Origin of the sequence: Clostridium sp. M62/1 (assembly GCF_020736365.1) — a bacterium.
Lineage (GTDB): Bacteria > Bacillota > Clostridia > Lachnospirales > Lachnospiraceae > Otoolea > Otoolea saccharolyticum_A.
On the sequence record NZ_CP085988.1, the window covers coordinates 2,025,681 to 2,052,229 of the forward strand.

Below are 26,549 nucleotides of genomic sequence, written 5' to 3' on the forward strand. Positions count from 1 at the left end.
CGACAGCATTCTGGAGGCAGCAGAGGAGAGCCCGGAGGCCGAGCAGGTAAAAGCAGGTGAGGGAGAGCTGTTTGAACAGCGAAAAGCCATGCTGGTGTCCCTGATGAATGAGACGGCGTACGTTCCGATGAAGCTTAAGGAGCTGGCCATCCTGCTGAACGTCCCCAAGGAGCAGCGGGAGGAGCTGAAAGCAGTGCTGAACGCTCTGCTGTCTGAGGGAAAGATCAGCATTTCCAAAAAAGGAAAATTCGGAAAGGCGGAGGCTTTTGCCCTGACAGGGATCTTCTCCGGCCATCCGAGGGGCTTTGGCTTTGTCACAGCTGAGGGGCAGGAGGAGGATATCTTCATCCCTGCAGACAGAACAAACGGAGCCCTTCACGGGGACTGGGTTCAGATTGTCATCGACGCAGAAGAAAAAGGGCGCCGGGCAGAAGGCACTGTGGTGAAAATCCTGGAGCATGCCAATGAAACTCTGATCGGAACCTACGAAAAGAGCAGGGGATACGGTTTCGTGATCCCGGACAATCAGAAAATAGCAAAAGATATTTTTATTCCCCAGGGATGCGACCAGGGGGCAGTAAGCGGCCACAAGGTTATGGTGAAAATTAAGGACTTCGGGGAGAAAAAGGGAAGGAAGCCTGAGGGAGTCATCACGGAGATCCTGGGACATATCAATGATCCGGGGGTGGACATTCTGTCTGTTGTCCGGGCATATGGCCTTCCCGAGGAATTTCCCAGGGCGGTGATGGAGGAGATAAAAAGTATCCCGGAAAAGGCAGACAGCAGCGACATAGGGGGACGAAAGGATCTGAGAGGCCTTCTGACCGTCACCATAGACGGCGAGGAGGCCAAGGACCTGGACGATGCCATCAGCATTGAGCGGGCCGGCGATGGATACCGGCTGGGCGTCCACATCGCTGATGTGAGCCACTATGTGAGGGAATACACGGCTCTGGACGCGGAGGCCCTGAGGCGATCCACCAGCGTTTACCTGGTGGATCGGGTGATCCCCATGCTTCCCCACAGGCTTTCAAACGGGATCTGCTCCTTAAACGAGGGGGAGGATCGGCTGACGTTAAGCTGTCTGATGGACATCGACAGCCAGGGAAACGTGGTGGGCCACGAGATTGCGGAAACCGTGATCCGGTCTGACCGGAGAATGACCTACACGGCAGTCAATGCCATTGTCACGGAACACGATCCGGAGGTGACGGCCAGATATGCAGAGCTTGCCGACATGTTCCTCCTGATGAAGGAGCTTGCCGACATTCTGCGGAAAAAGCGTCATGCCAGAGGTTCCATTGACTTTGATTTCCCGGAGAGCAAAATTGTGCTGGATGAGAAGGGAAGGCCCATTGAGATAAAGCCCTACGAGCGCAATGCCGCCACCCGGATCATCGAGGACTTCATGCTTCTGGCCAACGAGACAGTGGCGGAGGATTATTTCTGGCAGGAGGTGCCCTTCCTCTACCGGACCCACGAGAAGCCGGATGAGGACAGGATGAAGCGCCTTGGAACCTTCATCAACAACTTTGGCTACACTCTCCGGATGCCAGGCGGCGAGGTTCACCCGAAGGAGCTGCAAAAGCTCCTGGATAAGGTGGAGGGAACGCCCGAGGAGGCTCTGATCAGCCGGCTGACGCTCCGCTCCATGAAGCAGGCAAAATATACTACAGCAAATACAGGACATTTCGGGCTTTCAGCCCGCTATTATACGCACTTTACATCTCCTATCAGGAGATACCCGGATCTGCAGATTCATCGGATCATCAAAGAATCTCTTCACGGCGGTCTGACAGGGAAACGAGTTTCCCACTATGAGAGGATTCTGCCGCAGGTGGCAGTGCAGACCTCAGCTCTGGAGAGAAGAGCCGATGAGGCAGAGAGGGAGACCGATAAGCTGAAAAAGGTTCAGTACATGGAACAGTTTATCGGACAGGAATTTGAGGGCGTCATTTCCGGCGTCACGAACTGGGGCTTCTACGTGGAGCTTCCGAACACAGTGGAGGGACTCGTCCATATCAATGAGCTCAGGGACGATTACTATGTGTTCAGCGAAGAGCGGTACGAGCTGACAGGGGAGATGACGGGAAAGACGTATAAATTAGGTGAGGTCATCCGGGTGCAGGTGACAGGCTGCGACCGGTTTGCAAAAACCATCGACTTTATTCCGGCAAGGCAGTTTTAGAAAACGGGAGCGTTCGGAAAGAACGGACCGGCTTTCGGAATAAAACATGAGGAGGAACACATGGGAACAAATAATTTTAAGCTGGTGGCCAATAATAAAAAGGCCTTTCACGATTACTTTATTGATGACAAATATGAGACGGGAATTGAGCTTTACGGCACAGAGGTAAAATCCATCCGCATGGGAAAATGCAGCATTAAGGAGGCCTTTGTGCGGATTGAAAACGGCCAGGTCTATGTGTACGGCATGCATATCAGTCCCTATGAAAAGGGGAATATTTTCAACAGAGATCCCCTCAGGCAGAGAAAGCTTCTGATGCACAGAAAGGAGATCGACCGTCTTGTATCAGAGATCAAGGAGAAGGGCTTTACCCTTGTGCCCCTCCAGGTCTACCTGAAGGGAAGTCTTGTAAAGGTAGAGATAGGACTTGCCAGGGGTAAAAAACTCTATGATAAACGGGAGGATCTTGCCAAGAAAGATGCCAGACGTGAGATAGAAAGAGGCTTTAAGGCAAAACAGTATTAAGCCAGGGTTAATGTCATAACGCCGGTGCCGGGGCAGGCTTCAGCAGACAGGCGGCCAGCTCCCGGTCACTTTGGCACAGTGCTTTCAGCAGTTCTCTTTCCTGAAAACGTTTGAATTGTGCAGAAAAAAGAGGAAATATACCGATATTTGGACATTCAAATCGGTTGACAGTTGGGAGAATCGGTGATAAAATCTATAGGACAATTTGTAAGGGCCAGTACCGGTTTCGACAGGGGCTATGCAGCTGGTGAAGCTATCCGCATGCGATGCGTTAAATGGCAAAATTAAAATTAAACGCTAACGATAGAAAATTAGCACTTGCTGCTTAATTGCAGCAGTTGTCAGCCTTAGGGCACTCACACCTTAAGAATCTGGCATCGACTATGTGAGAAACGATGGCGGGAGGGCGCCGGACCGCCAGGCGTATCAGGTGCTACTGAAGTTCTGAGGATGTTCGTTTCCGCAGGATGGAGGGAATGAAAAAGAACGGACTATGATAGTAGAAGAACAGGGAATTGGTTCTTGGACACGGGTTCAACTCCCGTCTGGTCCATCCATGAAAAACCCTTGTAAGTATTGGATTTTTCCTTTATTTACAAGGGTTTTCGCTTGTTTTGAGCGTAACCATACTGCGATTGGAAAACAATCAGGAAAGACAGTCATAAGGAGAAGAAAAGATGGAGCGGACGGCGGAAAACGATTTTTCAAAGGGGAGCGTTGTAAAAAATATTTTAGGTCTGGCAGTTCCCATGACACTGGCCCAGCTGATCAATGTCCTCTACAATATTGTGGACAGGATTTATATAGGAAGGATACCGGAACATGCCACCCTCTCCCTGACCGGAATCGGGCTGTCCCTGCCCATGATCACCATGGTAATCGCCTTTGCCAATCTGTTCGGAATGGGAGGTGCCCCTCTGTGTTCCATTGAGAGGGGGAGGGGAAACCTGGAAGAGGCAGAGAAGATTATGGGGAATTCCTTTACCATGCTGGTGGTTTTCGGGGTTTTTCTCACTATGCTTGGTCTGCTCTTTAAGAAGCCCCTTCTCTATGCCTTTGGGGCCAGCGATTCTACATATCCCTTTGCCGACGCCTACATCACCATCTATCTTCTGGGAAGCATATTTGTCATGGTAGGGCTTGGAATGAACAGCTTCATTAATTCCCAGGGATTTGGGAAGGTGGGGATGTGCACCGTCCTTCTGGGGGCGGTGGCCAACATCATCCTGGATCCGATTTTCATTTTCGGCCTTGGCATGGGAGTCCGGGGGGCTGCCCTGGCGACGATTATCTCCCAGTTTTTTTCCGCTGTCTGGATTGTGCGTTTCCTGACAGGAAAAAGAACCATACTGCGCCTCCGGCTGTCCTGCCTGCGTCCGCAGTGGAAGAGAATCCGGGCCATTGTGGGACTGGGAATGAGCGGTTTTACCATGGCAATCACCAACTGTACCGTGCAGATCGTGTGCAATGCGACGCTTCAGACATTCGGAGGGGATCTCTATGTGGGCGTTATGACAGTCATCAACTCCCTGCGGGAGGTGGCGTCCATGCCGGTGCAGGGCGTCACAAACAGCGCCCAGCCGGTTATGGGCTTTAACTATGGGGCTAAGGAGTATGGACGGGTGAAAAAGGCGATCGTGTTCACCTCCCTGTTCTCCATAGCCTATACCACGCTGGCATGGGCATTTCTCCACGGATTTCCGGAGTTCTTCATCAGGATTTTCAACCAGGATCAGGCCCTTATCGAGGCGGGAGTTCCGGCGCTTCGTCTGTATTTCTTCGGGTTTTTCATGATGTCTCTGCAGTTTGCGGGGCAGGCTGTTTTTGTGGCGCTCGGAATGTCAAGGCAGGCCATTTTCTTCTCTATTTTCCGCAAGGTAGTGATTGTAGTGCCGCTTACGCTGCTGCTGCCGTCTGTGTTCGGGATGGGGACGAACGGCGTGTTTCTGGCAGAGCCGATCTCGAACTTTATCGGCGGGGCTGCGTGCTTCGGAACCATGCTTCTTCTTGTATGGACAGAGCTGACAAGGCGGGAGCGAGCTAAAACAGTATAACCGCCGGTTATACTGTTATTCGATTTGCGAAAAAAGACAGTATATTATTGACAATTTAAGTGCCTTAGCCGATAATGTTTATAACACAATCAGACGGAACGCAGATTTGTGAATCTGCGGTTAGAGAAAGGAAGCGAGGGCCCATGTACAATATAAGAATTGAGAAAACGACCGCGCCGAAGCAGAAGCCGGCAGCAGATGATCCATTAAAATTTGGGACCATTTTTACTGATCACATGTTTGTATGCGACTATATTGAGGGACAGGGATGGGTAGATCCCAGGGTTGTGCCCTACCAGCCGCTCTCTCTGGATCCATCCTGTATGGTATTCCATTACGGACAGGAGATGTTCGAGGGACTGAAAGCATACAAGAGCGAGGACGGAAGGACGCTTTTATTCCGCCCTGACAAGAACTGGGAGAGGGCCTGCAACAGCAATAAGCGTCTCTGTATGCCGGAGATTCCGAGGGAGCTGTTTCTGGAGGGGTTAAAGGAGGTAGTCAAGATCGACCGTGACTGGATTCCCACAAAGCCGGGAACCTCTCTCTACATCAGACCGTTTATGTTTGCAACGGATCCGTTCCTCGGAGTGCGGCCGTCAGATACCTATAAATTCTTGATTATTCTCTCTCCGGTGGGCGCCTACTATGAGAGCGGCCTGGATCCGGTGAAGATCTGGATTGAGGACGAGTATGTGAGAGCCGTGAAGGGCGGAATCGGAGAGGCTAAGACGGGAGGAAACTATGTGGCATCCCTGGCAGCTCAGGTGAAGGCCCACGACGAGGGCTATGCCCAGGTTCTCTGGCTGGACGGCATAGAGAGAAAGTATATCGAGGAAGTCGGCGCCATGAATATCTTCTTTAAGATTAACGGCACAGTGGTAACGCCCAAGTTAAACGGAAGCATTCTTCCGGGAATCACCAGGAGATCCGCCATCGAGCTGTGCGAGAAGTGGGGCGTTCCGGTGGAGGAGCGCAGAATTTCCGTGGAGGAGATTGTGGAGGCAGCCAGGACAGGAGCCATGGAGGAATGCTTTGGAACCGGAACAGCGGCAGTTGTATCACCGGTGGGAGAGCTCCGCTATGAGAATGAGAAGATGGTGATAACGGGAGGCAAGATTGGCCCTCTGACCCAGAAAATCTACGATACCATTACAGGCATCCAGTTAGGCAAGCTGGAAGGCCCGGAGGGATGGAGCGTAGAGGTTAAGTAGAGTTAAAAAAGCAGAGAAAAGAAAATCTGTTCTCTGCACTTGACAAAACACAAACCGATGATATAATCAAGAAAGAAACAGAAGCATTTTACAGAGAAACACGTTGAGAAGAAGAGTAGGGCAAGGGAGCTGTCCAGAGAGAGGCGCATATGGTGGAAGCGCTTTACAGGGAGTTTGTCTGAAAACCATCTTTGAGTGTCCCTTAATCGGGAACGGTGATTCCGTTATCATCACAAACGAGAGGCATAAGGCAGAACTGCTTTATGCAAGGAGGGTGGAACCGCGAGTATATCGTCCCTTGCCGTGCGCGCAGCGCATGGCAGGGGGTTTTTTATTTAACAGGAAACTTCGTTCCCTGTTAAATAAAAACGCTCCGCGGAGATCGCACTGCGGCGGAAAGGAAAATGTCGCTTTCGCGACCCGCCTCAGGCGGAGAATCCTGCAAAGCAGGATTCTTTCTTATGCTTCTGTGCCTGCATGCCGGCTTCTTAGGCACGGCAGACAGGGAAAAAACAAGAAATGGCAAAAGGAGATACAGAGATGAAGATTACATTAAAAGACGGCTCTGTGAAGGAGTACGCATCTGCAATGTCTGTCCTGGACATTGCAAAGGATCTGAGCGAGGGGCTTGCGAGAGCTGCCTGTGCAGGAGAGATGGATGGAGAGGTTGTGGACTTAAGAACGGTGATCGATAAGGACTGCCAGCTCAATATCCTGACAGCCAGAGATGAGAAGGGACTTGCCGCTCTGCGCCACACAGCCAGCCACGTGATGGCTCAGGCTGTCAAGAGATTATATCCGGATACGAAGCTGGCCATCGGGCCTTCGATTGCAGACGGATTTTACTACGATGTGGATCCGGCCAGCCCCATGACGGTAGAGGATATGGGAAAGATTGAGGCCGAGATGAAAAAGATTGTGAAGGAAAATCTTCCTATCGAGCGCTTCACCCTTCCTAGGGAGGAGGCTATCGCCTTTATGAAGGAGAAGGAGGAGCCTTATAAGGTAGAACTGATTGAGGATCTGCCTGAGGGAGCAGAGATCAGCTTCTACCGCCAGGGAGAGTTTGTAGATCTGTGCGCAGGACCGCACCTTATGAGCACAAAGGATGTGGGGAAGGCATATAAGCTGCTGAACCTGGCAGGCGCATACTGGCGCGGAAGCGAGAAAAACAAGATGCTGACCCGTATCTACGCTACAGCCTTCTCTAAGAAGGAGGAGCTGGAGGCCTACATCACCATGATGGAGGAGGCCAAGAAGCGTGACCACAGAAAGCTGGGAAAAGAGCTGGGATTATTTATGATGCATGATGCAGGCCCTGGCTTCCCATTCTTCCTTCCCAAGGGAATGCAGCTTAAAAATACTCTGCTTGATTACTGGAGAGAGATTCACAAAAAGGCAGGATACGTGGAAATTTCCACTCCTATTATCTTAAACAGAAGTCTCTGGGAGACATCCGGCCACTGGGATCACTACAAGAACAATATGTACACAACGGTGATCGACGAGGAGGATTATGCCATCAAGCCGATGAACTGTCCGGGAGGCGTTCTCGTATATGCATCCGAGCCCAGATCCTACCGGGATCTGCCTCTGCGCATGGGAGAGCTGGGACTGGTTCACCGCCATGAGAAATCCGGACAGCTCCACGGCTTAATGCGCGTTCGCTGCTTCACACAGGACGATGCCCACATTTTCATGACTCCTGAGCAGATCAAGGACGAAATCAAGGGTGTTGCCACGCTCATCAACGAGGTTTACACTCTGTTTGGCTTCAAGTACCATGTAGAGCTCTCCACGAGACCGGAGGACAGCATGGGAAGCGATGAGGACTGGGAGCTTGCAACAGAGGGACTCAGAAGCGCCCTCGATGAGCTGGGACTGCCCTACGTGGTAAATGAGGGGGACGGCGCATTCTACGGCCCGAAGATCGACTTCCACCTGGAGGACTGCATCGGAAGAACCTGGCAGTGCGGAACCATCCAGCTGGATTTCCAGCTTCCGCAGCGATTTGAGCTGGAGTACACAGGGGCAGACGGCGAGAAGCACAGACCGATCATGATCCACCGTGTTGTGTTCGGCTCCATTGAGCGCTTCATCGGAATTTTAATTGAGCATTTTGCAGGGGCATTCCCGACCTGGCTGGCTCCTGTACAGGTTAAGGTGCTTCCGATTTCCGATAAGTATGCAGACTATGCGGCCAAGGTTTATGAGTCCTTAAGCGAGGCTGGAATCCGCGCAGAGGTTGACACCCGCTCGGAGAAGATCGGCTACAAGATCCGCGAGGCTCAGACAAACAAGATTCCTTACATGCTGGTTGTCGGCCAGAAGGAGGAGGAAGAGGGAACCGTATCTGTGAGAAGCCGCTTTGCAGGCGATGAGGGAGCTTCTTCCTTAGAAAGCTTTATCGAAAAAATCCAGAAAGAAATCGCATCCAAAGAGATGAGAAAGATGGAAGAAAAGAAAAACTAAAAACTGCTGAAAGAACGGGATAATTCTGCCGGATTGTCACATAATAATCCTGAATCCGCAAAAGCCCTGGCATGGGCCGGGCGGAAACAGATAACGGCGTATTTCAAAATAAAATCGCCAGGATAAAGGAGGAATATGTGATGACCAGACTTGACTGTAACGTAACAGGATGTATTCACAACGCAGAGAACTGCTGCTGCCGCGGCTCCATCACCGTAGAGGGAAAGACCGCAATGGAGAAGTGCGATACCTGCTGTGCAAGCTTCGATGAAAAGAAGGGTGGAGTCTTTACAAACCTGTTCAAAACGCCGGAGAGCCAGCTGCAGGTGGCCTGCGAGGCAGAAAACTGCATTTACAATAAGGATAAGTTCTGTGTGGCAGAGCACATCGGAATTACAGGGGGCAATGCCACAGAGGCATACCAGACGGAATGTTCCAGCTTTAAGGCACGCTAAAATGGGCGGGGGAGCAGATTTGAGCTCCCCCGTTTGTCTGTATATCAAGGGAAAAACCCCCTGCATGGCCGGAAGCTTGCGAGAGCCGTCCATGGGCCGGATGCGTGAAAAATGAAAGAATTGGGAGTGCGGATCCGGAACAGGAAAAAATATGCAGCAAACACAGAAAACCTATTGACAGAACGGAACGGCCATAGTATAATAGCAAAAGTTGTGAGAAACAACATCAGGAAAGCAGGTATCCGCCTCACCCTGGCACAGGGAAGTGACCAGTGGTTCATATGAGATAGCAAATAATCCTTTATTGGAGTTTTCTATAGTCTGTGAGCGGGTAGTCTGACTGCCCGCTTATTTTATATAACAGGAAACCTCGTTCCCTGTTATATAAAAACGCTCCGCAAGGATCGCGCTGCGGCAGAGAGGAAAATGCCGCTTTTGCGGCCTGCCGCAGGCGGGGAATCCTGCGAAGCAGGATTCTTTCTTATTGATTCATTCATCATCACAGTATGGAGGTGTACGGCCATTAGCGATTTAATGATTAACGAACAGATTAGGGACAGAGAGGTTCGTTTGATTGGAGAACATGGAGAGCAGCTCGGCATCATGTCCGCAAAGGATGCTTACAAGCTGGCGAGAGAGGCAGAGCTTGATCTGGTAAAGATTGCTCCTACCGCAAAGCCGCCGGTATGCAAGATCATTGATTACGGCAAGTTCAGATACGAGCAGGCTCGCAAGGAAAAAGAAGCTAAAAAGAAACAGAAGGTTATCGAGGTGAAGGAAGTGCGCCTGTCACCTAATATTGATGACAACGATCTGAACACAAAGGTGAGCGCTGCCAGAAAGTTTATCGAGAAAGGCAATAAAGTCAAGATTACCCTTCGTTTCAGAGGCCGTGAGATGGCTCATATGTCAAAAACCAAGTACATCCTCGACGATTTTGCTGAGAAGCTGTCCGACATTGCCGTTGTCGACAAGCCTTCCAAGGTTGAGGGAAGAAGCATTGTGATGTTTTTAACTGCAAAACGTTAAAAATAGACCATTATCTAAGGAGGAAAATAACCATGCCTAAAATGAAAACAAGCAGAGCTGCTGCTAAGCGTTTTAAAACAACAGGAACAGGAAAGTTAGTAAGAAACAAGGCTTACAAATCCCATATCTTAACTAAGAAATCTACTAAGAGAAAAAGAAATCTTAGAAAAGACATCGTTACTGACGCTACAAACGCAAAAGTAATGAAGAAGATTTTACCATACTTATAAGATTGAGAGTTTAAGAAGGAGGAAATAACCGATGGCAAGAATCAAAGGCGGATTAAACGCTAAGAAAAAACATAACAGAGTGTTAAAACTGGCTAAAGGCTACAGAGGCGCTCGTTCCAAACAGTATAGAATCGCAAAGCAGTCTGTAATGAGAGCATTAAAGAGCTCCTACGCAGGCCGCAAGGAGAGAAAGAGACAGTTCAGACAGCTCTGGATCGCACGTATCAACGCTGCTGCACGCATTAACGGCTTATCCTACAGCAAGTTCATGTACGGCTTAAAGCTGGCTGGCGTTGAGATGAACCGTAAGGTATTATCTGACATGGCTATCAGCGATGCAGAGGGCTTTGCAAAGTTAGCAGAGCTGGCTAAGTCCAAACTGGCTTAATTTTCAGTTTGCCTGACTTGGATTTTTACAATTCCTGAATTGGAATCATGGAGTGCCTGAGGACAGCAGGGCAGAGATCTGCCTTCTGTTTTCAGGCATTTTTGTTCTGCAGGAGAGATCCTGCTGTTCTGGGGAGAACGGGAAGCAGAAAGACCCGGCGAGGAGGGACTTCGCGGGGAACTCCGCATATCGGCAGAAAATCAAGGAAAATCATAATAATTAAAAAAATAAAAAAAATTGCAAAAAAAGCTTGCCAAACCCCGTCTGTTATGATATACTACAAAACGTCGAAAGGAAAGCGACAAAACAACTGAAAAAGACATGCGGGAGTGCTGGAATTGGCAGACAGGCTAGACTAAGGATCTAGTGGTTGTATGATCGTGTGGGTTCAAGTCCCATCTCCCGCATACGCAGAAGTGGCGGAATTGGCAGACGCGCACGGTTCAGGTCCGTGTGGTAGCGATACCGTGAGAGTTCGAGTCTCTTCTTCTGCACGATGGAAGCTCTGAGGTAATCAGAGCTTTTTTCCTTTACAAAAACAGAGTCTGGGAAAGGGGCGGATGAAACATGTTCGGAAAGACGGAGATCCTATATCAGGGAAGCGATATGGCTCAGTTTAACCAGATCCGCGCTGCGCTGGAGCAGGCAGGGATCCGGTATGACTGGGATGTAAACGACAGGCTGGCGCGATGGGCCTTCCCGGGCCGGGGAACGATTCGGTCCTGCATGGGAAGCGCCGGAGCAGGCAGCGGTCAGCCGAAGGAATACCGGATCAGAGTGAAGACAGGGGACTTTGATAAGGCTCAGTGGATCATACGCCGGCTGTAGCACGCTTTCAACGCATTTTCCTGTTCAAATCTTCGCATGGCTGAACTGAAACTAAAATTGTAAATTTTTGAAAAAAGTGCTTGCATTACCCATTCCCCTGTGCTATAATACCTTTCGTTGGAAACAACAAGACAAAATAAAAGACATGCGGGAGTGCTGGAATTGGCAGACAGGCTAGACTAAGGATCTAGTGGTTGTATGATCGTGTGGGTTCAAGTCCCATCTCCCGCATACGCAGAAGTGGCGGAATTGGCAGACGCGCACGGTTCAGGTCCGTGTGGTAGCGATACCGTGAGAGTTCGAGTCTCTTCTTCTGCATGATGAAAGCTCTGAGGTGCTCAGAGCTTTTTTCTTTATGTAACAGGAAACTTCGTTCTCTGTTATATAAAAACGCTCCGCGAGGATCGCGCTGCGCCGGATGAAAGGCCGGTCCGCACAAAATTTGATAGAACTGGAGAACAAGTATAGTAAAACAGGGCAATTTAGTATATAATACCCATTGTGGAAAATGCGGCCCGGCGAGGGCCCGTTCAGCCAGAATACGATACAAAGGAGGGCCACTATGCTGGAACTTAGAAACATTTCGTTTGAAGTCCAGGAGGAGAAGGAGCAGAGAGAAATCATACACAACCTGGATTTAACCATAGAGGACAATGAGTTTGTGGTAATTACCGGTCCCAACGGAGGCGGAAAATCCACCCTTGCAAAGATTATTGCCGGAATCAAGACGCCGACGGAGGGCTCCATTCTGTTCGACGGGCAGGATATTACGGACAAGAGCATTACGGACAGGGCAAATATGGGTATCAGCTTTGCCTTTCAGCAGCCGGTGCGCTTTAAGGGGATTCAGGTCCTTGACTTAATCCGCCTGGCGGCCCACGATGACAGGATGTCAGTGGCTGACGCCTGCCGCTATCTCTCAGAGGTGGGACTGTGCGCCAGGGATTATATCAACCGTGAGGTAAACGGCAGTCTCTCCGGCGGTGAGCTAAAGAGGATTGAGATTGCCACGGTTCTTGCGAGAGCGTCCAGGCTTTCTGTATTTGACGAGCCGGAGGCAGGAATTGACCTCTGGAGCTTCCAGAACCTGATCCAGGTATTTGAGCGTATGAGGGAGAGGACAAAGGGTTCTATCATCATTATTTCCCATCAGGAGAGAATCTTAAATATTGCAGACCGGATCGTGGTGATTGCGGACGGACGCATCACGAAGCAGGGAAAGAAGGAAGAAATCCTTCCGGAGATTTTAGGAACCGCGTCAGCAGTGGAGGCATGTGATTTTTACAGGAGGGAGCAGTAATGGACGAGATTCAGAAGACTCTGTTGGAGGAAGTGGCGGATCTTCACGGTATCCCTGCCGGAGCCTACAATATCCGCGCAAACGGCCAGACGGCTGAGAGAAATACGACGGCCAACATCGACATTGTGACAAAAGAGGACAAGTCAGGGATTGACATTTATATTAAGCCCGGTACGAAGAACGAGAGCGTACATATCCCTGTCGTTTTAAGCCAGAGCGGCCTGACAGAGACTGTGTACAATGATTTCTATATCGGAGACGGCGCCGACGTGACGATCGTGGCCGGCTGTGGGATTCACAACGGAGGAGACGCCTCCTCCCGCCATGACGGAATCCACCGCTTTTTTATCGGAAAGGGTGCGAAGATCCGCTATGTGGAGAAGCACTATGGAAGCGGCGACGGAAACGGAAAACGTATCATGAACCCTGTCACAGAGGTGACTATGGACGAGGGCAGCTATATGGAGATGGAAACCGTCCAGATTAAGGGCGTGGACTCCACGAAGAGAGAGACAAAGGCAGTTCTCGGCAGGGAGGCCAGAATTGTGATCAAGGAGAGACTGATGACCCACGGAAATCAGGATGCAGAGAGCCGCTTCCACGTAGACTTAAACGGAGAAGACTCCAGCGCCAACGTGATTTCACGTTCGGTTGCCAGGGATCACTCTCACCAGCTCTATATTTCCAATATCACAGGCAACAGCAGGTGCAGCGGACACACGGAGTGCGATGCGATTATCATGGACGAGGCCAGGATTCAGGCTGTTCCTGAGCTGACGGCCAACAATATTGATGCGGCCTTAATCCACGAGGCGGCTATCGGCAAGATAGCGGGGGAGCAGCTGATCAAGCTGATGACTCTGGGCCTGACGGAGGCAGAGGCAGAGGCTCAGATCGTAAACGGGTTCTTAAAATAGGGAAACAGCCGGGGACGCATGGAAAGGAGGAATGCCATGCGTCCTCTTTTTTCTGGCTGGATGCCACAGATTAAAAAACGCTCAGAGGGGAAGGGAGGAAATGAGTGTGGGAAAACAGGAGGATGAGGAGATTCTCGACACCGCCCTGTTGGCCGGACACATCCTGCTCGAAAATGGAGCGGAGATTTACCGTGTCGAGGAAACCATTGACAGAATTTGCGCCCATTACGGCGTCAGCTCGGAAAATGCCTTTGTGCTGAGCAATGGAATTTTCCTGACTGCAGGAAACGCCAGAGAGAGCTTTTTCGCTAAGGTACAGCACATACCGGTGAGCGGCACACATCTGGACAAGGTGGCTGCAGTCAACCAGCTGTCGAGGGAGATTGTGGAGGGAAAACATTCTATCGAGGAGGCCAGACAGATCCTGGAGAACATACGGAGGATGCCCGGCAAGAAGAGGTGGATGCAGGTGGCTGCTTCGGGAGTGGGAAGCGCAGCCTTCTGCCTCCTGTTTGGGGGAACTGCAAGGGACAGTCTGGCAGCTCTTCTGGCTGGGCTCCTTCTCTACCTCTATGTGCTGTGGCTGGGCGCGCCCCATCTGTCGAAAATAGTGGGAAACATCGGAGGCGGAGCTCTGGTCACACTGGTGTGCAGTATTTTTTACCTGGCAGGGGCCGGGGAGAATCTGAACTATATGATGATTGGCTCAATTATGCCTCTGGTGCCGGGGGTGGCGTTTACCAACGCCATCCGGGATATAGCAGATGGGGATTACATATCTGGATCTGTTCGGATGCTGGACGCTCTTCTGGTCTTTTTCTGCATCGCCATCGGGGTGGGAATCGGTTTCTCCGCAGTGAGCATGGCTCCGGGGCCGTGGGGGGACCTTCTCAGGGTGACGGATCTGGCAGGAAGCTCCGGCCAGGTGGCTGAATTTCAGACGGCAGGCTCCCGGCTGCTTCTGATGGGAAAGGAAATTCTGTCTGCCGTTGTGGGAACAGTCAGCTTTTCTCTGCTTTTTGGGGTCCCCAGAGAGTACTATCCCTACTGCGGGCTCATCGGAGGGGCAGGGTGGCTGGTATATTCCCTCACAGAGCTCATCCTTCCAGGCTCCGGTCCCTGCTTTGCGGCTACGGCAGTGGTGATCTTTCTGTCCAGAACGGCAGCAGTGCTGGAGAGGTGTCCTGCCACCATTTTTCTGATAGCAGGAATTTTTCCCTTAGTGCCGGGAGCAGGCGTTTACTGGACTGTGTACCACATTGTCATGGAGGAGCTTTTCATGGCAGTCCAGACCGGCTACTCAGCCATGAAATCAGCAGCTGCCATTGTGCTGGGCATTGTGTTTGTGTTTGAGCTGCCTCAGGGGCTGTTCATACGTCTGGCAGGCCATGGAAGGCGGACGGGGAAGGCAGAAAAGCCGCAGGGAAAGGGCACGCCATGACCCGGGCCATGAGCTCTGCCAGGCGCCTCATTTCCTTTTATGAATAAAAAGAGTCATTTTTCCGGACGTTTCCTCATAAATATAGATGTAATAGTATGGGAAGCGTGTGTCTATGAATGATCAGAAAATCGAGAATATTCTGAACCTGGCATTGGATGCCACGGAAAACGAGAGGGAGAGATCCGGACAGCTGGGTGTGGGTTTTAACCCGGTGGATAACAAATGGGAGCTGATTGTAAAGTACAATGGAAGCCTTGAGAAGGTGGCGGAGGCCCTGCCGGGGACTGAGGTCGAGGAACTTTCCAACGAGTACGCCATTCTGGTTGTGCCGGAGCCTCTGATCGATGCTCTGGCCTCCTTTTCTGAGATTGAGTACATAGAAAAACCGAAAAGTCTGAACTTTGCCGTGGTGCAGGCCAGAGCCGCTTCCTGCATTAACCCGGTGCAGACAGGTGCCAGGGGGCTGACAGGGAAGGGGACGATTGTGGCGATAATTGATTCCGGCATTGACTATTACCATGAGGATTTCAGAAACCAGGACGGTACCACAAGGATCCTGGAAATGTGGGATCAGAGCCTGGACCGCGTGTTCACGAGAGAGGAGATCAATGAGGCTCTGAGCCGGGGGAGCAGAAGCGGGGCTGAGGAGGTTGTGCCGTCCAGGGATCTGAGCGGCCACGGGACGGCTGTGGCAGGGATTGCAGCCGGGAACGGCAGAGAGAGCGGAGGCAGAAACCGGGGAGTGGCCTATGAGAGTGATCTCCTGGTAGTGCGTCTTGGAACGCCAAGGGAAAATTCCTTTCCGCGAACCACGGAGCTTATGAAGGCTCTGGATTATGTGGTGAGAAGGGGCCTTTCCTACGGGGAACCGGTAGCAGTCAATCTGAGCTTTGGAAACTCCTATGGCTCCCATGACGGCACCAGCCTGCTGGAAACCTACATTGATGATATTTCTAACTATTGGAAAACAGTCATTGTGACAGGGACGGGAAATGAGGGCAGCAGCAGGGGACATACCTCCGGCCGTTTTTCCATGGGAAAGGACACGGAGATTGAGTTGTCTGTGGCCGACTACGAAACGGGATTCGGCGTCCAGCTGTGGAAGCTGTACTCGGATATTGTGGAGATTGCAATTATAAGTCCCGGAGGTCTCACAACCGGAGTGATCAGCGATAAGCTGGGGCCTCAGCGGATCCGGTTTGGAGAAACGACTGTGCTGCTCTACTACGGAAAGCCCAGCCCGTACAGCCAGGCACAGGAGATTTATCTGGATTTTATTCCGGACAGAGACTATGTGCAGAGTGGAATCTGGAAAATCCGCCTGACGCCCAGGAAGGTGGCGGTGGGACAGTATGATCTCTGGCTTCCGGGAGGGGGAGTGCTGAACCGCTCTACCCGGTTCCTGAAACCGGAGCCCAACACAACTCTGACGATTCCTTCTACCGCGTTCCGGGTGATCTCTGTAAGTGCTTACGATGATTCCTATCCTTCCTTCGCCGATTTTTCGGGAAGGGGATTTACCAGGCTGGACACCCGGGTTAAACCGGATCTGGCCGCTCCTGGCGTGGGAATCCTCGCTCCGCGGGCCGGAGGGGGCTATGAGGCGGTGACGGGAACCTCCTTCGCCGCCCCTTTTGCCAGCGGCAGCGCCGCCCTCCTGATGCAGTGGGGAATTGTGGAGAACAACGATCCCTTCCTCTACGGCGAAAAAATAAAGGCCTACCTGATCCGGGGGGCGAAGCCTCTTCCCGGGGAAAATGTCTATCCTAATGAGCGGCTGGGCTTTGGGATCCTCTGCCTGGAGGACAGTTTCCCACTCTGATTGGTAATAGAGATCATATGTGTATCATGCGAAGTGTGACAAATTTCATCAATAATTGTTAAAATTTTCAGAAATAAACACTGTTAAAACAGGTGAAAATATGATATAATGACATGATAATCGGGAAAGTTTGGAAATTATTGTCACGCTGGCTGGAACCAGAGCTGCCGGACGAACCTGTCTGCTGTTTTCCGGCCGCTGAAAGCTGGCAGCCGGCCAGCCTGAGAGGAACGAAGGATGTGATTGCATGAACATCAGAGAAACGACCGAACAGTGGGAAAGAGAATATTTAAGCCCCTATGCATCTTTAAGCAGGGATACGAAGGGCAGAGAGAGGCAGGAGCCTCTCTGCGACATAAGGCCTGAGTATCAGAGGGATCGGGATCGGATCCTCCACAGCAAGGCATTCCGCCGGATGAAGCACAAGACCCAGGTATTTCTGGATCCGGAGGGGGATCACTACAGAACCAGGCTTACTCATACGCTGGAGGTATCCCAGATTGCCCGGACCATAGCCAGGGCGCTGCGGCTCAATGAGTCTCTGACAGAGGCCATAGCCCTTGGCCACGATCTGGGACACACGCCCTTCGGGCATTCCGGGGAGGCGGTTTTAAACGGACTGGTTTCCGGAGGCTTCACCCATGCCAGTCAGGGACTGAGGGTGGTGGAGGTGCTGGAAAAGAAGGGAAAGGGACTGAACCTGACCTGGGAGGTCAGGGACGGGATACTGAACCACCGTACCTCCGGCAATCCGGCTACACTGGAGGGGCACATTGTCCGTCTTTCTGACAAGATAGCTTATATTAACCATGACATAGACGATGCTATCCGGGCCGGAATTTTTGTGGAGGAGGATCTGCCCCGGGAGTATACGGATATTTTGGGACACAGCGTGAGGGAGCGGCTGGATACCATGATCCACGACCTGATCGGTCAGAGCCTGGACAGGCCCAGGATTTCCATGTCTGCCGGGATGGAGGCTGCCATGCACGGCCTGCGGCGGTGGATGTTTGAGAATGTATACCGGGGGACAGCGGCCAAGGCAGAGGAGGGGAGAGCGCAGCAGCTCATCGTCTGTCTCTACGACTACTATATGAGAAGACCGGAGGAGCTGCCGGCAGAATACCTGGAGGGGATGGAAAAAAGAAAGGAAACGCTGGAACGAACCGTCTGTGACTACATAGCCGGTATGACGGACGTGTATGCCATTGAGCGGTTCAAGGAGCTGTTTGTACCGAAATCTTTTAAAGTGTAGGCGGGAGCCTGCCGGAAAAGTACCAGAAGAAACAGGAGGTTTTCATGTATTATCCTGAGGAAGTAATAGAGGAAGTCAGAACGAGAAGCGACATCGTGGATATTATTTCCGGTTATGTGAAGCTTCAGAAAAAGGGAAGCAATTATTTCGGGCTCTGCCCGTTTCATCACGAGAAATCGCCGTCCTTTTCCGTGTCACAGTCCAAGCAGATGTATCACTGCTTTGGCTGCGGAGTGAGCGGGAATGTGTTCACCTTTGTGATGGAGTACGAAAATTACTCGTTCCGGGAGGCGGTGGAGCTTTTGGCAGAGAGAAGCGGCGTGAAGCTGCCGAAGGTGGAATACTCCAGGGAGGCCAGGGCTCAGGCAGATCTGCGGGCGGCGCTTCTTGAGATCAATAAACTGGCTGCCAACTATTTTTATTATCAGCTAAAGCAGCCCCAGGGGGAGGCGGGATACCGGTATCTGACCGGGAGAGAGCTCACGGATCAGACGATCCGCCACTTTGGCCTGGGATTTGCCAACAAGACAAGCGACGATCTGTACCGCTTCCTGAAATCAAAGGGCTATGACGACAGTCTTTTGAAGGAAACGGGGCTTGTCACCATAGAGGAGAGAGGATCCAGAGACAAGTTCTGGAACCGGGTCATGTTTCCCATTATGGATGTGAACAACCGGGTTATCGGTTTTGGCGGCCGCGTGATGGGAGACGGGGAGCCGAAGTATCTGAACTCTCCGGAGACGAAGCTCTTTGACAAGAGCCGGAATCTGTACGGGCTGAACTTTGCAAGGCTTTCCAGAGAGAAGTATATGCTGCTGTGCGAGGGCTATATGGATGTGATCGCCATGCACCAGGCAGGCTTCACAAACGCGGTGGCTTCTCTTGGAACTGCTTTCACAGCCCAGCATGCAGCTTTGCTTAAGCGCTATACGGATCAGGTCATCCTGACCTATGACAGCGACGGCGCGGGAGTAAAGGCGGCGCTTCGGGCGATTCCGATTCTGAAAGCGGTGGGCATGTCGGTGAAGGTGCTGAATATGAAGCCCTGCAAGGATCCCGATGAATTTATTAAAAGCCTGGGAGCGGACGCCTTCCGCCAGCGGATCAGTGAGGCCAGGAACAGCTTCCTGTTTGAGATCGACACGATCCGGCAAAAATACAGTATGGAGGATCCGGAGCAGAAGACGGCTTTCTACAATGAGACGGCCAGAAAGCTTCTGGAGTTTTCCGAGGCTCTGGAGAGAGACAACTATATCCAGGCTGTGTCCAGGGAGTATTTTATCAGCTATGAGGACCTGAAACGGCTGGTAAACAGCCTGGGAAGCCGATACGGTTCGGCTTTGCCCGGGACGAGAGCCGATAGGGAGGGAGTGGGGGAAACCTACGCTCAGAAGCCCAGGGAAATTCAGAAGAAAAGGGACAGGGAGGAGGGCATCCGCCAGTCGGAGCGGCTGCTCTTGACCTGGCTGATCGAGGAACCCAGGCTGTTTGAGAAAATACGCGGGATTATCGGTCCGGAGGATTTTGTAAAGCCTCTTTACCGGAGAGCAGCAGAGATGGTGTTCGAGGGACACGAAAAAGGAGAGGTGAATCCTGCAGCGATTTTAAATCACTTTATCGACGACGAGGGGAATTACAGGGAGGTGGCTGCTCTTTTTAACGCAAGCCTTAATGACTCCCTGAGCAATGAGGAGCAGAAGAAGGCCTTTGCAGATACAGTTCTCAAGGTGAAGAAGAGCAGTCTGGATTACCAGAGCAGGAATGCTTCGGACCTGAACGAGCTTCAGCGGATTATAAAGGAGCAGGCAGAGCTTGCCAATCTGCATATTTCATTGGAATAAGGAGAAAATAGGTTACGGTTTCATTCGCCGGCGGATGCGGGAAGGCAAAGGAAAGTATGGCTATGGAGGGATAGAGATTTATGGAAGAAAAGACACTGACTTTTGAAGAGAAGCTGGAAAAACTTCTGGAACTGGCGAAAAAGAAAAAAAATGTGCTGGAGCAGAAAGAAATCATAGATTTTTTCCATGGCGAAATACTGAATCCCGACCAGCTTGACCAGATCGACGATTTTCTGGAAAACAACAAGGTGGATGTGCTTACGCCGGAGGAGGATCTGGATATTGAGCCGGATCTCTTCCTGGAGGAGGAGATGACGGAGGAAGAGGACATCGATGTGGACAACCTGGAATTGTCCATGCCTGAGGGCGTGAGCATCGAGGATCCGGTGCGCATGTACTTAAAGGAGATCGGGAAGGTTCCGCTGCTCACGCCAGAGGAGGAGATTGACCTTGCAAAACGGATGGAGATGGGGGACGAGTCGGCCAAAAAGAGGCTGGCGGAGGCAAACCTGCGTCTGGTGGTCAGTATTGCCAAGCGGTATGTGGGAAGAGGAATGCAGTTTCTCGATCTCATACAGGAGGGAAATCTGGGGCTTATCAAGGCAGTGGAGAAGTACGACTACTCCAAGGGCTTCAAATTCAGCACCTACGCTACCTGGTGGATCAGACAGGCCATTACCCGCTCCATCGCCGATCAGGCCAGGACGATCCGGATTCCGGTACACATGGTGGAAACCATCAACCGGCTGATCCGTACTTCCAGACAGCTTCTTCAGGAGCTGGGACGGGAGCCGTCTGCGGAGGAGCTGGCGGAGAAGCTGGATATGCCTGTGGAGCGGGTGCGGGAGATTATGAAGATTTCCCAGGATCCTGTTTCCCTGGAAACGCCTATCGGGGAGGAGGAGGACAGCCATCTGGGAGATTTCATCCAGGATGACCATGTGCAGGTGCCGGTAGACGCTGCCACCTATACCCTTCTCCATGAACAGCTTATGGAGGTGCTGGACACTTTGACAGACAGGGAACAGAAGGTTTTAAGGCTGCGCTTTGGCCTGGATGACGGGAGACCGAGAACGCTGGAAGAGGTTGGGCGCGAGTTCAACGTGACCAGGGAGCGGATCCGCCAGATTGAGGCAAAGGCGCTGCGTAAGCTGAGACATCCCAGCAGGAGCAGGAAGCTCAAGGACTATCTGGATTAAGACCCAGGCTGCAGCCTGCCGGAAGGAGAACCGGCATGGAAGATGCCAAAAAGCATGACAGGTGCATCCGCAGGCAGAGAAAAATACAGACTTTACGGGCAGAGCCGGGAGACAGGCCTGCAAAAATCAGACACGGAGTGAGAAGACATGAAATTATCGGACAGACTGGAAATGATCGCGTCCTTTGTGGAACCCGGAAACCGCCTGGCAGATATCGGGACGGATCACGGGTACGTTCCCATTTATCTCGTGCAGACGGGACGCGTTCCCTCTGCGCTGGCTATGGATGTGAGAAAGGGACCCCTTCTGAGAGCGGAAGAACATATCAGGGAGGCCGGACTTTCCGGCAGAATACAGACCCGGCTTTCTGACGGGCTGAAGAAACTCGCGCCAGGGGAGGCGGACACGGTGGTGATTGCCGGAATGGGAGGAGAGCTGGAGATACATATACTGGAGGAGGGCAGACACGTCTGGGACAGCGTTTCCCAGTGGGTCCTCTCGCCCCAGTCGGATCTGGCCCATGTGAGGCACTACCTTCTGGAACACGGTTTTTCCATCCGGAGGGAGGAGATGGTGAAGGAGGAGGGAAAGTTCTACAACATCATGGATGTGGCAGGGCCCGGGGGGGATGGAAGATCCGGCGCGGCTCAGGAAAAAGCCCCGGAGCAGCCGGTGCCCCAGATATATGAAAAGGAGATCGATTATATTTACGGGAAATGCCTGCTTGAGTCCGGCCATCCGGTTCTTGAGGAGTTTCTGGAGCGGGAGAAAAATACAGTGTGCAGGATTCTGGAATCCCTTAAGGGGCAGGACACAGTGAGTGCAGGAAAGAGGGCAGAGGAGCTGACAGAAAAACTGAATCTGATAGAGGAGGCGCAGAATGAAGTGCAGAGAGATCATTGAGATACTGAACAGGCTGGCACCTGAGAGTATGGCCTGTGACTGGGATAACCCGGGACTTTTAGTGGGACGCAGGGATAAGGAGGTAAAGCGGGTGCTTGTGGCAGTGGATGCAGATGACGCTGTGGTGGAGGAGGCTCTGCGTCTTGGAGCCGATATGCTTTTGACCCACCACCCCCTGATTTTCAGTCCCCTTAAAAAGATCAATGACGATGATTTCATCGGCAGGAGAATTTTAAAGCTGATTCAGGGTGATATTTCGTATTATGCCATGCACACGAACTTCGACGCCGCTCCCGGCTGTATGGCAGAGCTGGCTGCAGAGCGCCTCCAACTTGGGGAGACAGAGGTACTGGAGCCCATGGGGGAAACAGAGGAGAAAGTCCCCTACGGGATCGGCGCTTTCGGGATGCTGCCCAGAGAGATGACGGTCCGCGAGGCGGCAGAACATGTGAAGAGAGCCTTTGGACTTCCCTGCGTGTCAGTGTACGGCGGGGATAAAACAGGGCAGAAGATTCAGAAGGCGGCGGTCTGTCCGGGAGCCGGAGGCGGGACGCTTAAACAGGCTCTTGCCTGCGGGGCTCAGGTTTATATAACCGGAGACATCAGCCACCACACAGGCATAGACGCGGCTGCGGAGGGACTGATTGTCATAGACGCGGGACACTTTGGCGTGGAACAGATTTTCATGGATTTTATAAAAGAATTCCTGGAGCGTGAGATCCCAGGGCTTGAGGCGGTGAAGTCTGCCCAGGGACTTCCAAACTGCGTGATTTAGGTTTTTGGCAGAAGTGCAAGGACGGCAAAGGAGGAAGTGACATGGCTTTTGTGACAGTGGAGGGGGAGAGGAGAGAGTATCCGGAGGGAATGCCGTACAGCGCGATAGCGGCGGACTTCAGAGAAAAGGTGAGCCACGATATTCTGCTTGTGAGGGCGAATGGGAGACTTCGGGAACTCAGCAAAAAACTGAAGGGGGATTGCGAAATTTCTCTGATCACGGCAGCAGACAGGGAAGGTTGGCAGACTTACCAGAGAAGCGCTGTATTTCTGATGCTGAAGGCCTTCTATGACACTGTGGGAGGGGATAAAGTAAAAAAGATAACGGTCTGCTTTTCCGTAGGGCAGGGTCTCTATGTAGAGCCGGAGGGAGAGTTTGACCTGGATAGTTCTCTTCTTAAAAACGTGAAGGCCAGAATGGGAGAGCTGCAGTCCATGTGTCTGCCCATCATCAAGCAGAGCGTCAACACATCAGAGGCGGTGGAACAGTTTCACCGTCACAGAATGTATGACAAGGAAAAGCTGTTTCGATTCAGGAGGGCTTCCAGAGTAAACGTGTACTCCATCGGGAATTTCCAGGACTATTTCTACGGGTACATGGTGGAGCATACAGGCTTTATCAAATATTACGATCTGGCTCTCTACGAGAGCGGCTTTGTCCTTCTGCTTCCGGGCAGAAGCGCACCGGAGCATATCAGCGCGCTGGTGCCCAGAAAGAAGCTCTTTGACGTACAGAGAGAGTCGGAGGAATGGGGAGAACGGCTGGGCATCTCCGATGTGGGTTCATTAAATGAGGCGATAACGGCAGGGCGGATGAATGAGCTGATTCTGATGCAGGAGGCCTTTCAGGAAAAAAAGATCGGTGATATCGCAGAGGCCGTGGCCGCAAGGCCGGATCGGAAGCTGGTGATGATTGCAGGCCCCTCATCTTCAGGAAAGACTACCTTTTCCCGCCGGCTTTCCATCCAGCTTCAGGCGCTGGGGCTCAGACCTCACCCGATCTCTGTGGATAATTACTTTGTCAACCGCGTAAACAGCCCGAGGGATGAAAACGGGAACTACGACTATGAGGCTCTGGAATGTCTGGATGTCAGACAGTTTAACGAGGATATGACTGCCCTTCTCGCCGGCGAGATGGTAGAACTGCCCCGCTACAATTTTATCAGTGGGGAGAGAGAATACAGGGGAGATTTCCTGAAGCTGGGAGCGGAGGATATTCTCGTGATTGAGGGAATCCACTGCCTGAACGACAGGCTGTCCTATTCCCTTCCGAAGGAGAAGAAATTCCGGATCTATATCAGCGCCCTGACTCAGCTCAATATCGACGAGCACAACAGGATTCCCACCACAGACGGAAGACTTCTGCGCCGCATGATCCGGGATGCCAGAACCAGGGGAGCATCCGCCCAGGAAACCATACGCATGTGGGATTCAGTAAGGCGCGGGGAGGAGAAAAACATTTTCCCCTTCCAGGAGAGCGCAGATGTGATGTTTAACTCTGCCCTGCTCTATGAGCTGGCCGTCCTTAAGCAGTACGCAGAGCCTCTTCTGTTTGGAATCCCGTCTGACTCGCCGGAGTATGCAGAAGCCAAGCGGCTCCTCAAGTTCCTGGACTATTTTCTGGGAGTGGGCAGCGAGCTGATACCGCACAATTCCATGATCCGGGAGTTTATCGGCGGAAGCTGCTTTCGGATATAGGGGGCTCTGCCGTCCGGCAGCTGCCAAAAACGCAAGATTCCTCCTTGCGGGAATGGACAAACAGAAAAAAATGTGATAGACTATATAAGTTTTCCGAGTAAGACAAATGGCCGCAGCTGCAGGTGCCGAAAGGCCGCAGGTGAGGAAAGTCCGGGCTTCACAGGGCAGGATGCCAGATAACGTCTGGCGGAGGCGACTCCAGGGACAGTGCAACAGAAATAAACCGCGCGGGGCAGAAGATGCAGCCGCGTAAGGGTGGAAAGGCAGTGTAAGAGACTACCGCCCGGCTGGCAACAGGCGGGGCACATGTAAACCCCATCCGAAGCAAGACCGAACAGAAAGCATAAGGCGGCCCGTCTGCTTTCGGGTAGGTCGCTAGAGTCTGCCGGCGACGGCAGAAGTGGATAGATGGCCATTCAACGACATAACCCGGCTTATCGTTTTGCTCGGAGACAGAAAAGCTGCATGGAGAATTCTGTGCAGCTTTTTGCTTTGGAGAAAATCCGGTTTGTAAAGAGAAGTGAGCCAGGAAAGGCAGAACGCCTGTTTCTTCCGGTGAAAAGAGAAATGAAAAACAGCCCTCCGGGCCTGGGAGAGGAGGACCTCCTCTCCGGACACAGGGGCTGCTTTTTTATTTCTTTTCATATTTTTCTTCACAGTACAGGCAGCGGTAAATCTCCTTTTTCTCGTCAGCCAGGTAGAAGACGTGGGGAAGCTCCTGCTCAATGGAGGTAATGCAGCGCGGATTTCTGCACTGGATCACATTGGTGATCTTCCTCGGCAGGTCCAGGCTCCTCTTTTCCACAATCCGGCTGTCACGGATGATGTTTACGGTAATGTTGTGGTCAATGTAGCCGAGCACGTCCAGATCCACCACATCCAGTCCGCCGTCTATCTTGATAATATCCTTCTTTCCCATCTTGGAGCTTTTGGCATTCTTGATAATGGCAATCTGGCAGTCCAGCTTGTCCAGCCCCAGTTTAAAGTAAATATCCATACTTTTTCCGGCTTCGATATGGTCAAGGACAATGCCCTCGCTCAGTCCGCTGATATTTAACATGGTCTTTCCACCCCCAGTAAAGTCATAATAAGCGCCATTCTCACATAGACGCCGTACTGCACCTGTTTGAAATAAGCAGCCCTCGGATCGTCATCCACCTCCACGGAAATCTCGTTTACTCTCGGAAGCGGATGGAGAACGTACATGTCATCCTTTGCCAGCTTCATCTTCTGTCTGTCCAGAATATAGCAGTCCTTCATGCGGATGTAGTCCTCCTCGTTGAAGAAACGCTCCTTCTGCACGCGGGTCATGTAGAGGATGTCAAGATCCGGCATGGCGTCATCGAGATTTTCCACCTCTTTAAATTCAATTCCCTTCGCCTCCAGCACATCCTCCCTGATGTAGTCGGGAATGCGAAGCTCCGGCGGAGAGATGAGGACAAAGCGGATATCTGAGTACCGCACCAGGGCGTTGATCAGAGAGTGAACTGTGCGGCCGAATTTCAGATCCCCGCACAGCCCTACAGTCAGGTGATCCAGGCGTCCCTTTAAGGAACGGATAGTCAGAAGATCGGTAAGAGTCTGTGTAGGGTGCTGATGTCCCCCGTCTCCTGCGTTGATGACAGGGATGCGGGAGTGAGCGGAAGCTACCATAGGTGCCCCCTCCTTCGGATGGCGCATGGCGCAGATGTCTGCATAGCAGGAGATAACGCGGATTGTATCGGAAACGCTCTCACCCTTCGCCGCAGAGCTGGAGTCGGCGGAGGAGAATCCCAGCACGCTGCCTCCCAGGCGAAGCATGGCGGATTCAAAGCTCAGGCGTGTTCTGGTGCTTGGCTCGTAAAACAGGGTCGCTAATTTTTTGCCGTCACAGACGTGGGCATATTTCTGTGGATTTTTCTCTATATCATTTGCCAGATCGAGAAGCTGGCCGATCTCTTCAACGGAAAAATCCAGAGGATTTAACAAATGTCTCATTTGGCTCTCCTTTGTGTTAACATAGATTTGAACTAATTA

At 51.9% G+C, this 26,549-nt stretch carries 23 protein-coding genes, 4 tRNA genes, 2 other RNA genes and 1 other annotated feature; of the genes, 27 read left to right on the forward strand and 2 right to left on the reverse strand.

Annotation, left to right across the window (positions count from 1 at the left end; genetic code table 11):
• The first annotated feature begins 88 nt into the window (after positions 1–88).
• The 27 genes from rnr to rnpB all read left to right on the forward strand — a co-directional run bounded on the left by rnr (position 89) and on the right by rnpB (position 24,986).
• The gene (gene rnr, locus LK436_RS09505; RefSeq protein WP_044931412.1) at positions 89–2,188 is read left to right on the forward strand and encodes a ribonuclease R; all 2,100 of its coding nucleotides are present in this window, start codon (positions 89–91) and stop codon (positions 2,186–2,188) included.
• 60 nt (positions 2,189–2,248) lie between these two features.
• Positions 2,249–2,713, forward strand: coding sequence for an SsrA-binding protein SmpB (smpB, locus tag LK436_RS09510; protein ID WP_008397883.1), 465 nt, complete (start codon positions 2,249–2,251; stop codon positions 2,711–2,713).
• 211 nt (positions 2,714–2,924) lie between these two features.
• Positions 2,925–3,269, forward strand: a transfer-messenger RNA (tmRNA) gene (gene ssrA, locus LK436_RS09515).
• A gap of 121 nt (positions 3,270–3,390) precedes the next feature.
• A complete protein-coding gene (locus LK436_RS09520; protein WP_008397884.1) occupies positions 3,391–4,767 on the forward strand; it encodes an MATE family efflux transporter in 1,377 nt (458 codons plus the stop codon).
• Between the two features lie 143 nt (positions 4,768–4,910).
• A complete protein-coding gene (locus tag LK436_RS09525; protein ID WP_015574317.1) occupies positions 4,911–5,981 on the forward strand; it encodes a branched-chain amino acid aminotransferase in 1,071 nt (356 codons plus the stop codon).
• Positions 5,982–6,075: 94 nt separating this feature from the next.
• Positions 6,076–6,283 (forward strand) — a binding site (T-box leader).
• A gap of 238 nt (positions 6,284–6,521) precedes the next feature.
• Entirely contained in the window at positions 6,522–8,453 is a 1,932-nt protein-coding gene (gene thrS, locus LK436_RS09530) for a threonine--tRNA ligase (RefSeq protein ID WP_198006647.1), read from the forward strand.
• 140 nt (positions 8,454–8,593) lie between these two features.
• Positions 8,594–8,908: a DUF1540 domain-containing protein gene (locus LK436_RS09535; RefSeq protein WP_044931413.1), complete on the forward strand. Its 315-nt coding sequence runs from the start codon at positions 8,594–8,596 to the stop codon at positions 8,906–8,908.
• A 111-nt stretch (positions 8,909–9,019) separates the two neighbouring features.
• Positions 9,020–9,193 carry a hypothetical protein gene (locus LK436_RS09540; RefSeq protein ID WP_008397892.1) on the forward strand — a complete coding sequence of 58 codons (174 nt, stop codon included), beginning with the start codon at positions 9,020–9,022 and terminating at the stop codon, positions 9,191–9,193.
• A 249-nt stretch (positions 9,194–9,442) separates the two neighbouring features.
• Entirely contained in the window at positions 9,443–9,937 is a 495-nt protein-coding gene (gene infC, locus LK436_RS09545) for a translation initiation factor IF-3 (protein ID WP_015544384.1), read from the forward strand.
• A 32-nt stretch (positions 9,938–9,969) separates the two neighbouring features.
• Positions 9,970–10,167 (forward strand): 50S ribosomal protein L35, encoded by a 198-nt coding sequence (rpmI, locus tag LK436_RS09550; RefSeq protein ID WP_008397895.1) that lies wholly within the window; start codon positions 9,970–9,972, stop codon positions 10,165–10,167.
• 31 nt (positions 10,168–10,198) lie between these two features.
• Entirely contained in the window at positions 10,199–10,555 is a 357-nt protein-coding gene (gene rplT / locus LK436_RS09555; protein ID WP_008397897.1) for a 50S ribosomal protein L20, read from the forward strand.
• Between the two features lie 323 nt (positions 10,556–10,878).
• A tRNA-Leu gene (locus LK436_RS09560) sits at positions 10,879–10,962 on the forward strand.
• Between the two features lie 3 nt (positions 10,963–10,965).
• Positions 10,966–11,049, forward strand: a tRNA-Leu gene (locus LK436_RS09565).
• 73 nt (positions 11,050–11,122) lie between these two features.
• Positions 11,123–11,383, forward strand: coding sequence for a hypothetical protein (locus LK436_RS09570; RefSeq protein WP_008397899.1), 261 nt, complete (start codon positions 11,123–11,125; stop codon positions 11,381–11,383).
• Positions 11,384–11,530: 147 nt separating this feature from the next.
• Positions 11,531–11,614: transfer RNA gene (locus LK436_RS09575), tRNA-Leu, on the forward strand.
• Between the two features lie 3 nt (positions 11,615–11,617).
• Positions 11,618–11,701 (forward strand) — tRNA-Leu (locus tag LK436_RS09580).
• Positions 11,702–11,945: 244 nt separating this feature from the next.
• A complete protein-coding gene (locus LK436_RS09585; RefSeq protein WP_015574312.1) occupies positions 11,946–12,683 on the forward strand; it encodes an ABC transporter ATP-binding protein in 738 nt (245 codons plus the stop codon).
• The gene (locus tag LK436_RS09590; protein WP_008397901.1) at positions 12,683–13,600 is read left to right on the forward strand and encodes a SufB/SufD family protein; all 918 of its coding nucleotides are present in this window, start codon (positions 12,683–12,685) and stop codon (positions 13,598–13,600) included. Before LK436_RS09585 ends, LK436_RS09590 begins: the two co-directional genes overlap by 1 nt.
• 100 nt (positions 13,601–13,700) lie before the next feature.
• The gene (locus tag LK436_RS18540; protein WP_416207810.1) at positions 13,701–15,041 is read left to right on the forward strand and encodes a threonine/serine ThrE exporter family protein; all 1,341 of its coding nucleotides are present in this window, start codon (positions 13,701–13,703) and stop codon (positions 15,039–15,041) included.
• Between the two features lie 112 nt (positions 15,042–15,153).
• Complete coding sequence (locus tag LK436_RS09605; RefSeq protein WP_008397903.1) at positions 15,154–16,863, forward strand: S8 family peptidase; 1,710 nt, start codon at positions 15,154–15,156, stop codon at positions 16,861–16,863.
• Positions 16,864–17,110: 247 nt separating this feature from the next.
• The gene (locus LK436_RS09610) at positions 17,111–18,118 is read left to right on the forward strand and encodes a deoxyguanosinetriphosphate triphosphohydrolase (RefSeq protein WP_008397907.1); all 1,008 of its coding nucleotides are present in this window, start codon (positions 17,111–17,113) and stop codon (positions 18,116–18,118) included.
• Positions 18,119–18,162: 44 nt separating this feature from the next.
• The gene (dnaG, locus tag LK436_RS09615; RefSeq protein WP_008397908.1) at positions 18,163–19,959 is read left to right on the forward strand and encodes a DNA primase; all 1,797 of its coding nucleotides are present in this window, start codon (positions 18,163–18,165) and stop codon (positions 19,957–19,959) included.
• A gap of 80 nt (positions 19,960–20,039) precedes the next feature.
• Positions 20,040–21,158 (forward strand): RNA polymerase sigma factor RpoD, encoded by a 1,119-nt coding sequence (rpoD, locus tag LK436_RS09620; protein ID WP_008397910.1) that lies wholly within the window; start codon positions 20,040–20,042, stop codon positions 21,156–21,158.
• Positions 21,159–21,305: 147 nt separating this feature from the next.
• A complete protein-coding gene (locus LK436_RS09625; RefSeq protein ID WP_008397911.1) occupies positions 21,306–22,061 on the forward strand; it encodes a tRNA (adenine(22)-N(1))-methyltransferase in 756 nt (251 codons plus the stop codon).
• Positions 22,039–22,836 (forward strand): Nif3-like dinuclear metal center hexameric protein, encoded by a 798-nt coding sequence (locus LK436_RS09630; RefSeq protein ID WP_008397912.1) that lies wholly within the window; start codon positions 22,039–22,041, stop codon positions 22,834–22,836. The genes LK436_RS09625 and LK436_RS09630 overlap by 23 nt, the downstream gene beginning before the upstream one ends.
• Positions 22,837–22,877: 41 nt before the next feature.
• Complete coding sequence (locus LK436_RS09635) at positions 22,878–24,533, forward strand: nucleoside kinase (protein WP_008397913.1); 1,656 nt, start codon at positions 22,878–22,880, stop codon at positions 24,531–24,533.
• A gap of 94 nt (positions 24,534–24,627) precedes the next feature.
• Positions 24,628–24,986, forward strand: an RNA gene (gene rnpB, locus LK436_RS09640) — RNase P RNA component class A.
• Between the two features lie 178 nt (positions 24,987–25,164).
• Here rnpB and LK436_RS09645 read toward each other — a convergent pair.
• Both LK436_RS09645 and pyrB read right to left on the reverse strand, forming a co-directional pair.
• Positions 25,165–25,593, reverse strand: coding sequence for an aspartate carbamoyltransferase regulatory subunit (locus LK436_RS09645; RefSeq protein ID WP_008397914.1), 429 nt, complete (start codon positions 25,591–25,593; stop codon positions 25,165–25,167).
• Positions 25,587–26,510 carry an aspartate carbamoyltransferase gene (pyrB, locus tag LK436_RS09650; RefSeq protein WP_008397915.1) on the reverse strand — a complete coding sequence of 308 codons (924 nt, stop codon included), beginning with the start codon at positions 26,508–26,510 and terminating at the stop codon, positions 25,587–25,589. The genes LK436_RS09645 and pyrB overlap by 7 nt, the downstream gene beginning before the upstream one ends.
• Between the last annotated feature and the right edge of the window lie 39 nt (positions 26,511–26,549).

What these genes read in the sequence shown, in the direction of transcription:
- LK436_RS09570 (WP_008397899.1), top strand. Translation starts at nt 11,123, where the DNA reads ATGTTCGGAAAGACGGAGATCCTATATCAGGGAAGCGATATGGCTCAG.
- LK436_RS09605 (WP_008397903.1), top strand. Translation starts at nt 15,154, where the DNA reads ATGAATGATCAGAAAATCGAGAATATTCTGAACCTGGCATTGGATGCC.
- pyrB (WP_008397915.1), bottom strand. Translation starts at nt 26,510, where the DNA reads ATGAGACATTTGTTAAATCCTCTGGATTTTTCCGTTGAAGAGATCGGC.
- infC (WP_015544384.1), top strand. Translation starts at nt 9,443, where the DNA reads ATGATTAACGAACAGATTAGGGACAGAGAGGTTCGTTTGATTGGAGAA.
- rpmI (WP_008397895.1), top strand. Translation starts at nt 9,970, where the DNA reads ATGCCTAAAATGAAAACAAGCAGAGCTGCTGCTAAGCGTTTTAAAACA.
- LK436_RS09535 (WP_044931413.1), top strand. Translation starts at nt 8,594, where the DNA reads ATGACCAGACTTGACTGTAACGTAACAGGATGTATTCACAACGCAGAG.
- LK436_RS18540 (WP_416207810.1), top strand. Translation starts at nt 13,701, where the DNA reads ATGAGTGTGGGAAAACAGGAGGATGAGGAGATTCTCGACACCGCCCTG.
- LK436_RS09585 (WP_015574312.1), top strand. Translation starts at nt 11,946, where the DNA reads ATGCTGGAACTTAGAAACATTTCGTTTGAAGTCCAGGAGGAGAAGGAG.
- LK436_RS09590 (WP_008397901.1), top strand. Translation starts at nt 12,683, where the DNA reads ATGGACGAGATTCAGAAGACTCTGTTGGAGGAAGTGGCGGATCTTCAC.
- dnaG (WP_008397908.1), top strand. Translation starts at nt 18,163, where the DNA reads ATGTATTATCCTGAGGAAGTAATAGAGGAAGTCAGAACGAGAAGCGAC.
- rpoD (WP_008397910.1), top strand. Translation starts at nt 20,040, where the DNA reads ATGGAAGAAAAGACACTGACTTTTGAAGAGAAGCTGGAAAAACTTCTG.
- LK436_RS09610 (WP_008397907.1), top strand. Translation starts at nt 17,111, where the DNA reads ATGAACATCAGAGAAACGACCGAACAGTGGGAAAGAGAATATTTAAGC.
- smpB (WP_008397883.1), top strand. Translation starts at nt 2,249, where the DNA reads ATGGGAACAAATAATTTTAAGCTGGTGGCCAATAATAAAAAGGCCTTT.
- thrS (WP_198006647.1), top strand. Translation starts at nt 6,522, where the DNA reads ATGAAGATTACATTAAAAGACGGCTCTGTGAAGGAGTACGCATCTGCA.
- LK436_RS09540 (WP_008397892.1), top strand. Translation starts at nt 9,020, where the DNA reads ATGAAAGAATTGGGAGTGCGGATCCGGAACAGGAAAAAATATGCAGCA.
- LK436_RS09635 (WP_008397913.1), top strand. Translation starts at nt 22,878, where the DNA reads ATGGCTTTTGTGACAGTGGAGGGGGAGAGGAGAGAGTATCCGGAGGGA.
- LK436_RS09520 (WP_008397884.1), top strand. Translation starts at nt 3,391, where the DNA reads ATGGAGCGGACGGCGGAAAACGATTTTTCAAAGGGGAGCGTTGTAAAA.
- LK436_RS09625 (WP_008397911.1), top strand. Translation starts at nt 21,306, where the DNA reads ATGAAATTATCGGACAGACTGGAAATGATCGCGTCCTTTGTGGAACCC.
- rnr (WP_044931412.1), top strand. Translation starts at nt 89, where the DNA reads ATGCTGGTGTCCCTGATGAATGAGACGGCGTACGTTCCGATGAAGCTT.
- LK436_RS09645 (WP_008397914.1), bottom strand. Translation starts at nt 25,593, where the DNA reads ATGTTAAATATCAGCGGACTGAGCGAGGGCATTGTCCTTGACCATATC.
- LK436_RS09525 (WP_015574317.1), top strand. Translation starts at nt 4,911, where the DNA reads ATGTACAATATAAGAATTGAGAAAACGACCGCGCCGAAGCAGAAGCCG.
- LK436_RS09630 (WP_008397912.1), top strand. Translation starts at nt 22,039, where the DNA reads ATGAAGTGCAGAGAGATCATTGAGATACTGAACAGGCTGGCACCTGAG.
- rplT (WP_008397897.1), top strand. Translation starts at nt 10,199, where the DNA reads ATGGCAAGAATCAAAGGCGGATTAAACGCTAAGAAAAAACATAACAGA.